Origin of the sequence: Methylocucumis oryzae (assembly GCF_000963695.1) — a bacterium.
GTDB lineage: Bacteria > Pseudomonadota > Gammaproteobacteria > Methylococcales > Methylomonadaceae > Methylovulum > Methylovulum oryzae.
Window position 1 is genome coordinate 1 of record NZ_LAJX01000159.1, and the last position, 6,660, is coordinate 6,660.

The 6,660-nt window shown below is 44.7% G+C and carries 7 protein-coding genes and 1 pseudogene; all 8 read right to left on the minus strand.

Going from position 1 to position 6,660, the window contains the following annotated elements; genetic code table 11:
* Window positions 1-319 precede the first annotated feature (319 nt).
* The 8 genes and pseudogenes from VZ94_RS32830 to VZ94_RS23300 all read right to left on the minus strand — a co-directional run bounded on the left by VZ94_RS32830 (window position 320) and on the right by VZ94_RS23300 (window position 6,540).
* Window positions 320-412, minus strand: coding sequence for a type I-F CRISPR-associated endoribonuclease Cas6/Csy4 (locus VZ94_RS32830; protein WP_109867698.1), 93 nt, complete (start codon window positions 410-412; stop codon window positions 320-322).
* Window positions 402-962, minus strand: coding sequence for a type I-F CRISPR-associated endoribonuclease Cas6/Csy4 (gene cas6f / locus VZ94_RS14960; protein WP_109867697.1), 561 nt, complete (start codon window positions 960-962; stop codon window positions 402-404). The genes VZ94_RS32830 and cas6f overlap by 11 nt, the downstream gene beginning before the upstream one ends.
* Before the next feature lie 3 nt (window positions 963-965).
* Complete coding sequence (gene csy3 / locus VZ94_RS14965; protein WP_045779848.1) at window positions 966-2,024, minus strand: type I-F CRISPR-associated protein Csy3; 1,059 nt, start codon at window positions 2,022-2,024, stop codon at window positions 966-968.
* 11 nt (window positions 2,025-2,035) lie between these two features.
* Window positions 2,036-2,905: a type I-F CRISPR-associated protein Csy2 gene (csy2, locus tag VZ94_RS14970; protein ID WP_045779849.1), complete on the minus strand. Its 870-nt coding sequence runs from the start codon at window positions 2,903-2,905 to the stop codon at window positions 2,036-2,038.
* A 9-nt stretch (window positions 2,906-2,914) separates the two neighbouring features.
* Window positions 2,915-3,550 (minus strand): type I-F CRISPR-associated protein Csy1, encoded by a 636-nt coding sequence (locus tag VZ94_RS32835; protein ID WP_082081708.1) that lies wholly within the window; start codon window positions 3,548-3,550, stop codon window positions 2,915-2,917.
* Window positions 3,519-4,166 (minus strand): annotated as a pseudogene (locus tag VZ94_RS14975) (type I-F CRISPR-associated protein Csy1); the annotation flags it as partial. The gene VZ94_RS32835 and the pseudogene VZ94_RS14975, both read right to left, overlap by 32 nt.
* Window positions 4,167-4,427: 261 nt before the next feature.
* Window positions 4,428-5,759: a hypothetical protein gene (locus tag VZ94_RS23295; RefSeq protein ID WP_157844948.1), complete on the minus strand. Its 1,332-nt coding sequence runs from the start codon at window positions 5,757-5,759 to the stop codon at window positions 4,428-4,430.
* Window positions 5,665-6,540 carry a P-loop NTPase family protein gene (locus VZ94_RS23300; protein ID WP_131655579.1) on the minus strand — a complete coding sequence of 292 codons (876 nt, stop codon included), beginning with the start codon at window positions 6,538-6,540 and terminating at the stop codon, window positions 5,665-5,667. The genes VZ94_RS23295 and VZ94_RS23300 overlap by 95 nt, the downstream gene beginning before the upstream one ends.
* Window positions 6,541-6,660 lie beyond the last annotated feature (120 nt).

A 6,660-nucleotide genomic window follows, 5' to 3' on the forward strand; every position in this document is an offset into this window, starting at 1 on the left:
CTGCCTGTGCGGCAGTGAACTTTATGTAATGAGCATATTTGACAAATTACGCTTTCTAAGCTGCCTGTGCGGCAGTGAACGAGTAACAAGCGGTATACACCATTGCGGGTCTTTTTCTAAGCTGCCTGTGCGGCAGTGAACTGTCTCCCAATCTCCCGAAAGCCAGTCGTGTAGCAGTATACAGGAATTTTGAATGTTTTAACCATTCTAAAAACACGGCTACACAACCAAACTGATTTTTCTATATTTTTAAAAAGCGCGAAAAAAAATGGGTCAAAACTCATTTCTAAGCTGCCTGCGCGACAGCGGACAAAAAAGTTCAAAACTCAGGGACGGTTGAGGTGGCGCTTAGGCCATAACTGCTGAATGTTGTCCCCGACGACTCAGCGACTACAGTTTTTTTAATCCACAGACAAAACGTTTTGCCCGCCGCTCAGGCTTTGTAAGCGAATGAACGGGGTGGTGACGGTTTTTTGCGTCATATCGCAATAACGGAGCTGGGCTTTGTAAGTCTCACCTGAGGGTGGTTTGACCGTTAAGTCTACGGCACTGTGCAAGGCGGTTGCTAAATCCATGCCGTGGCGTTTGGCATAACGTCTGGCTAGGCGTTCTTTGTTGGTTTTCGGTTGCTCGCGTTGGTAAGTGGCATAGCCGACGAGCTTTTCCGGCACAGGACGGATGCTGGTGCAATGCACATAATCGCTCAGTCGTGCCAACCAGTGGCTGGCGTTAAATTGGCTGAGCGTGGCTTCGTGTTCGGCAAATAAGCGCAACTTAACGCCTAACACTCTGCGCTTATCGCCCTGCACATACTCAGGAAACGCCACACCCATCGGCACATGGCCTTGGTCGTCTTGTATTTCCACTAAACCTAGGTGGATTTGTTGGTAGACTTTTGACCAGAGGAAGTGGATGCCCACTTCTGGATTAGGCAATAAAGTGATTTCCAAATAGAACTTCATGGCCTAGTCCTTGCCGCTTTCGCCAAACACGCCACCACGCACTAATACTGCCATTACATAATGTTCATCTTCTTTTTTCTCCAAGGTTTCACCACAGGCGAAGCGATCAAACAGGGTAAAAAAATCGGCTTTGGCTTTTGGGTTTCGGTAGGCTTTTCCTAAGTTGGTGACTGCGCCGTAAGGTTCTATGGCAATGGGGAATAAGGTTTCACCTTCTGGGACTGGATACCATGTGTCTATGGTACGCAACGCATTGCCGATTTTTTGCGAGTGCATTCCTGCAATGTTGTTGATGTGATAAAGAATTTTGCTTTTTTTATCTTTCGCGGTGCTTTTGTCTAACACCAATTCTTCACTGGGGTACACATCTTGGGCAAAGCCTACTTGGGCAAATGCCTTGATTTCTAGCAGTAAAAAATCTACGTTTTCGCCTGTTAAATTATTTTTACCAGATAATGCGCTGGCTATTTCAGTTGCCAGTTCGTCAATTTCAGCAGTGACGGATTCAAAATCACTCAAGCCCATTTTTACAGCATCAAAAGTCCAGGTTTTTTCTGAATCTTGATTGAGTTTTTTCACCTGCACTTCTATGTTTTCCGCACCTACACGGTTGCGCCATAAAAAACGCGCATTGGCGATATTGATGGCGTAACGTTTTGCCAGTTCTTTAAAACCTTCGGCGGCAATGTAGTCATTGGCGGCTTTGCTGTAGGTTTCGTTAAAGGCTTTGTTGTTGCAGGCGGATGGATTTTGCACGCCGCTTAACACCTTAAGGGTGAAATGCAGTTTTAAGGTGTTTTGGTCTTCGCCTAACGCACAACTGTCAACCCGTTGTAAGTTTGGGTTTTCGACCGCTGCGTTCAGTTTTAATGGATCATTTTTAATGGCATCTTTAAGACGGTTGGAAATGGTGCCACGCACTGATTTTTCGCGCAGAACCAGCGGTTTATTAGATTCGGGTTTATTACGTTCTTCCCAGGTTGTGCCGTACATAAAGCCATCAGAGGGAACGAGTTTTTTTTCAAAAGCCAATACAGAAGCGATGTTGGTATTTTTAGCCATGGGTGTTTTCCTTATTGTTGGTTAATGGGTTGGTTTTGTTGGCAAAGGTAAAGGTTATTGTCTAAATCGGCGTGAGTGTGCCAAAGCATGTTGTCTAGGTTGTCGATGCGATAAGGCATTTTAAATTCGCCTAAGGTGATGATACTTTCGGCAAAACGGTGGGGAGTGTCGGGGTCGCGCTGGTTTTCGGCTTTGCCCAAATCGCTGATGCCGTGAAAACCTGTGGCAATGGGAACAATCCAGCCTTTGTTTTTGCGGCTACTTGTCCATGTTACTTTGTCTTTATCATCAATTTGGCTGGTGTGTTTTATGGTTAGGTAATCCAGTAAAGCATCTATCGCATCTTGTCCGTTCGCCATTGCCAGTTGCATTAAGTCACGGCGTTCAATTAGGCAAAAACCAGGCATGAGTTTGGTCATGAGCTGTTTCTGGTTTTCTGAATCAATCTCAAACGTTTCGGACGGTTTGGCGGTGATGACATCGCCGCCTGCAAATTTCAATTTGCCTTTTACAAGATGGTCAACGTGTTCCGCTAAATCTTGGTCAAAATCACAGCTGTATTCAATAACGATCGAGACGGTTAAATGGCAGCGGGCTTCTTCAATAAATGAAGGTCGATTGCCGGATTTATCTAGCGGATTACCCGTGCCGATTATGGAATACACAAAATCGCTGTTGCCTTTGTAGGTTTGCAGTTTGATGTCGTGGCAGACTACGCCGACGCTTTTAAACGCTAAATCTTCAAAATCATCATCACGGGGTTTAAGCAAGCGTTGTAAATTATGGACAGCGCCTAACCAAGCAGTCATGGCAGGAAAGCCAATAGTGTATGGACTGGATAAGGCGTTGGCGTTATGGATTTGAATATAGGGGATGAGCAGGACGTTTTTTCATAATATGGCGGCCTCGCACTCGTCAATTAAGCGGATAAAGTGGGGTTTGTAGCGGTCGTCGTCAATGGATAAGGCTTTATCGCCTTGGGTGGTTTTGTAGCTATTGGAAAGCCAACGTGCCAGCGCGGTTTTTATGTCTTCTTGCCAATCGGTTTGCTGTTGCCGTGTGTCTTTGTAGGCTTGGTCCAGCCAGGTTTTTTGCTGTGGTGAGAGGTTTTGATAATTGTCGGATGTTGACCAGCCCGCATCTAAAAAGCGGATTTGCCAAAGTTTATCGGCGACTTGATAGATGATGTTTTTAATCAGCCAATCGCGCTTATTACGGACATGGATATTATTGGTGTCGCTGCTGAGTTGTTTGTGCAGTTGGTCAAAATCTTCCTGAAAATCTTTTAGCCTTAAGCTGTTGCTGAAAAAATTATTTTTCGGTGGATTGATACTGCGTTTTTTCAGTATGGGGGGGAGGGATTCGAGTAGATAGGCTGTGCCGCCGTTTTGGTTGTTTAAGACGCTGATGTTTTGCGGTTTGGTGCCGCCGAAGCCAACAACAGTTAATGAATAAATTTCCGCCAGTTCGCCGTGATAATGCTGGTTGTTTTTTCTTGGCTTCCCGTGCAGCTTTTGCCTCGTCAGAAAAACGTAGGATGTTGATACGCTGTTTAAGTGTGAACATTAAACTTGAAGGGGTTAGCAACGAAAGTAGATGATAGCTCTCTTCTGAAACAGGAAAATAAACTTGCTTAACGATGTCGCTGGTTACAGCTTTATCCGTATCGGTCGATTTTATAGTCAATAAGGAAGCGGCTAGTTCTGCATAGCTTGCACTGGGCAAGGTAAATTGTTGTTGGATAGTAGATGTTTGTTGCTCTAAATGGCTGAGAACGGTTTGACCATCCGCTAAAGCTAGGCTTAGAAATTTATAGACATCCATTGCGGCGGCATTACCAAAAACATCCAATTGATTGGCGGTATTGCCTGTGCGGACAAAACCATCTGCATTTTTTTCAGCAATTGCAATGATGGAACTGGTTTTTGCACTAGGATGGCTAAATTTTGCCGGATGACTGACGAGTGATAATTGCTTGGCCCGTTTTGCCGCATCGGGCAACCAAGTAGCCAATGCAAACAACTCGTTGGCTTCTAGCGTTAATTCGCGTTCTTGTTCTGCCGTTGTTTTGCTGTCGATTTTCTTTTTTAACCAGCTTTCTTTGCGTTCACTCAGAAAGTTTTGTATTGCAGGGTCAAGCATATTGGCTCCTTAAGATTTTTTGGACTCACGATGACATGGATTAAAGTTTAAGCTTGTATAAAAAATAATACAACCATTACATACTTTTTTGTTTTAAATTTATATTCCAAAGAAAAGGGCTTTATGGTGCTTTTTTGGTAAACTATTAATTCTGCTGAAAAAAGCAGCTTAGAAAATTACATACTTTTTTGTATTGTCCGTTCCACTGCCGCACAGGCAGCTTTAAGCCTCCAAAGAAACCTGACAGGTTTGCAAAACCTGTCAGGTTTCTTGTAAGCCGAATTGGCTGGAATAGCTATATTTCAAGTCGTTTGGATTTTTTCCGTAAGTAGGGAAATTGGCCTCCCCATAGGCTTGAGCGGCTTCTTGCAAGTCCGATTTAGGCGAGTTTTCCAACAAAACACGATAATCCCGCCACAGCCATAACCGCTGTTTTTCTAACTCGGTTAAATGTTCTTCGTGGACGATGCCATAAGCACTCTCTTTACCAATCCACTCACCCCATCTGTCTTTCTCTTTAAATTTAAAGCTGTCATCCTCAGGTATTAAAAACAACGTCAGTTCAGGCGTACCTTTTCTAAATTGGACGTATTGTTGCGGCTCGCCCGTCAGCCACCAACATGACGTAATCCAGCCGGATAAAGACTCTGGGCCTTGCTGGCTGTAATGAGTTAACAATTGCTGGATGCAGTGATGCTCTAAATCAACTAGGCTGTTTTTAGGTTGCAGGGTTTCAGGTTTGGTAATCCGAGCCGTGGCATCTAAGCGCGTTGCCATTGCTTCAATGTCTACCAGTTGTTTTAAGTCGTGTGTTACCAAGCGGTTTTCATTGGATTCATAGCCAGGACGGTTAAAAACCACGTCTTTTCCGTTTAAGCCTTTTAGATTGAATTGCAGCAACGCCATATTGCTAGCTGCCAATGCTGAGGCCAGCTCACGGTGGCGCATGATTCGCCCCGCCAACTGGATGAATGAACGGTAAGAAGACGGCTCAACCACCGCCCAATCAAAATCATGGTCGCGCCCAACTTCCTCTACAGGTGTCGCCACTAAAATAAAAATCACATTCGGTGCGTCGATGGCTTTTAAATGCGCCCGTATTTGTGGATTGTTTAGCGTATGCTTTGTATTAGTGGCAGTGCGCTTTAATACGGAATCCAGATGTTTTTCCTGTTCGTTGCGCATAATCAGCACTTGCTGGCTGTGATAGGCCATTGCCCTGATTTCTGTGTTTTCAGGCCACTTTGCATTCAGCAATTTACGGGTCAAGGCAATGCAGGGCTTGATATTGGCAACCCGCACCACGCCAAAACTGACGTGCTTGCCTGTGGCTATATCCACTAAATGATGCTGTTGATGTTTTTCAATAATTGCCGCTTGTATGATTTGGGCAAAATAGTCTTCAATCGTGAGGTTTTGTTCTTTGGCCTGTTCGGGTGAGCAATCAAAAATGGTGGCTTTGCGTTTCGCAGTTTGCTTTTGTAAGTGTTGATTGCGTTTATTGATGAATTTCTGATGGGCCGTTTGATAAACCGCCATTGCTTGAGCTTCTTTTGAGCTTTCCAACGTGGTCACTTGGCTGGAAAAATTCATCTATCCAAGCGCAACCGACATTTTTGCTTTGTTGGCGCATAGTGGCAAAGATTGACCAACCGGATTGATAGGCATAGTAAAAACCTTCCGCTAAATCAGGCGGAATGGTTGCTGAGGAAATCATGACCTTTCGGCCTAACATGCCCGCCAAATGAATCAACCGCCCGATGGCAATCAGGTCTTTACCATCAAAATCATCAATTTCATCAATCACCAAATCAGACGACATCAAGCGCAAGGTCGGCAAAATATAGCGGCCTCCGCGTTGGGTTTCGGTTACCGCCATCAGATGGTCAATCGTGCAACTCAATACGGGTGCGTATAAAAACTGGCGGTCTTTTGAAGTTTTTAAGGTGGTTTTTAGCCAATCATCGGGAAAATCACATTCAAAATACAGTTCATTGTCGAGCAAGGTTTCTTCGGATTCGGAACCTGTTGCTTCCCGTTCTGCGTCATTTTTTTCTTGTGCTTTTTGGTCGTGTAATTCCAAAACTGCGCGTGAACCGATCAACACCGCCAATTCATTGTTCCTTAAACCAATCCGCTCGCGGTATTCGTCGCCTGTTTGCAAGGTTAAAGTCCGCAAACCTAATGCCAATACATAACGCAAGCTGTCTGCATCGGGTGATAATGCACGCATGATTTTGGCATTGGCAAAACGTTTTACCTTTGCCTGTACTCGCCATATTGACGGCAAAAAAACCGTATTGATTGGCATCCAGTTGTGGGTTTTGTTGCCGCCATTGGCTAATTTCTTTAACGGCTTTGTCCTGCCATTCAAAGCCTTGCTTGCTGTTTTGCTTTAATGACTTAACGTCACGAACCCTCTCCAACTCTTCATTGTTTCCTTCCAGCATGGGTAAAAGTGGGCGGCGTGTCCGGCTTGCTTGGCAACACCCAG